This window comes from Bartonella sp. MU70NMGDW (assembly GCF_042194085.1).
Classification (GTDB): Bacteria; Pseudomonadota; Alphaproteobacteria; order Rhizobiales; family Rhizobiaceae; genus Bartonella; species Bartonella grahamii.
In genome coordinates this window covers 1-1,309 of the sequence record NZ_JBHIMK010000318.1, presented here as the reverse complement: position 1 = coordinate 1,309, position 1,309 = coordinate 1, and the positions used below count along the sequence as shown (strand labels likewise).

Here is a 1,309-nt window from a genome sequence, read left to right as displayed (position 1 = left end):
AAAAATAAAATTCATACTGTCCCTATTATTGTAGAAGCGGGAGAACAATCAAAATCATTTTCAACCCTGCAAGTTGTTATCGATCAAATTCTTGCCGCGCGTTTAGAAAGAGGCGACTGTGTTATTGCTTTTGGCGGTGGTGTCATTGGCGATTTAGCAGGATTTGCTGCAAGTATAATCCGCCGTGGTATGAACTTCATTCAAATGCCCACAACGCTTCTTGCACAAATTGATTCCTCTGTTGGTGGAAAAACAGGCATCAACAGCCGATATGGCAAAAATCTTATTGGTGCTTTTTTTCAACCGCAATGCGTTATTGCTGACACCTGTGTCCTTGATACCCTATCACTGCGCGAATTTCGTGCTGGTTACGCGGAAATGGTCAAATATGGACTCATTAACCAGCCTGATTTTTTTGAATGGCTTGAAAAAAATGGACAAGAAGTCTTTTCTAATGGCCCTATACGAACAGAGGCCATTGTCCGCTCATGCCAATTTAAAGCTGACATTGTAGCACGTGACGAACACGAAACAGGAGAGCGCGCACTCTTAAATCTCGGTCATACATTTGGACACATGCTTGAAACAGCAACCGCTTATGACTCAAAACGTCTAATTCACGGTGAAGCTGTATCAATTGGAATGATTCTAGCGCATCAATTTTCTGCTCAACTAAATTTAATAAGCCCCGCACTTACACAACGCATTGAAGCGCACTTCAAATCTATAGGATTGCCTACACAATTAAAGGATATCCCAGGGTGTCTACCAGATTCTGAAACTTTAATGACTCTCATTGCTCAAGATAAAAAAGTTTCTCAAAACAATTTGACCTTCATCTTAACACGCGGACTTGGTCAATCATTTATTGCAAAAAATGTTTCACCAGATGCAGTTTTTACTTTTCTGGAACAAAAATTAGCAGAAATCCGTTAATTCATATTGAATATAATTGATTCGTTTTTATACTTCTATTAAAGGTTAAATATGATGATGTCTGCGTAGCTCAGTAGGATAGAGCACAGGATTCCTAAAGAAATTGGGCACTTTAAGGAGAAATTCTCAAAGTGGATCTGCTCAAATTCGGGGAAAGCTTCATGGGAAACTATATGCCAATCCCGAGCCAAGTCTCTCTTCAAATGAGAGAAAGGTGTAGAGACTGAACGGGCAGCACCTAAAAAGCTAAAAGCTTCAAGGTGAAGAGACAGTCCAGACCACAAACAGCCGATAAGGCTGGCGGTGAAAATCGAAGTGGTATGAATCCTGGGGTCGCAGGTTCGAATCCTGCCGTAGACACCATCGTATCAAT

General features: G+C 40.9%; 1 protein-coding gene. It reads left to right on the top strand.

Features of this window, described 5'->3' with window-relative positions:
• Window positions 1-936: 3-dehydroquinate synthase (gene aroB, locus ACFIKE_RS10720; protein ID WP_375649889.1), on the top strand; the 936-nt coding region annotated here is incomplete at its 5' end.
• Between the last annotated feature and the right edge of the window lie 373 nt (window positions 937-1,309).